The organism is Paraburkholderia phytofirmans, from assembly GCF_046028095.1.
GTDB lineage: Bacteria > Pseudomonadota > Gammaproteobacteria > Burkholderiales > Burkholderiaceae > Paraburkholderia > Paraburkholderia phytofirmans_A.
In genome coordinates this window covers 1-713 of record NZ_JAQQDJ010000047.1, presented here as the reverse complement: position 1 = coordinate 713, position 713 = coordinate 1, and the positions used below count along the sequence as shown (strand labels likewise).

Sequence of the window (713 nt, the reverse complement as noted above, 5' to 3'; positions counted from 1 at the left end):
GTCATTCAACTGGACCGGATTCATACTCGGTTATCCGGCCATCGCCATGCTCGTGATCGGCCTGCTGCAGGGCGATCGCCTCGACTGGCTGAACTCCACGTTTATCTCCACGATGTTTTGCGGCGGCACGCTGTTGCTCGTGGCGTTCCTGATCAACGAATGGTTTCATCCGCTGCCGTTTTTCAAACTTCAGCTGCTTGCCCGCAGGAACTTCGCGCATGGGCTGCTGACCCTGGTGGGCGCGGTTACGCTGCTGGTGGGTGTCGCCGCCATACCCGGTCAATATCTCGCGCAGATTCACGGTTACAGGCCGCTGCAAACCGCGCCGCTGTCCCTGCTGGTGGCCATTCCCCTTTTGATTACGCTCCCCGCGACCGCCGCGCTGCTCAATCTCCGGCAGGTCGACCACCGCTGGGTCATGGCGATTGGACTTTGCCTGATCGGCACCACGTGCTTTCTGGGGAGCTTCATGACCTCGGAGTGGATTCGCGATAACTTTTACTGCCTTCAGTCCCTGGAAATCATCGCGCAACCGATGGTCATCATGGGGATCCTGATGGGCGTCACGACCGGCTTGCCGCCAACGGAGGGTCCGTTTGCTTCGGCTATGTTTAACACAGTCAAAACATTGTCCGGCGCTGCGGCCACCGGTCTCATCGAAGGTCTGGGCACTGCGCGCGAGCATTTTCATTCGAGCATGCTGGTGGACCAGC

1 protein-coding gene is annotated in these 713 nt (G+C 59.5%); it reads left to right on the top strand.

What is annotated here, in order from left to right; all coding sequences use genetic code 11:
- Positions 1-713: MFS transporter (locus PQR54_RS38860; RefSeq protein ID WP_459251849.1), on the top strand; the 713-nt coding region annotated here is incomplete at both ends.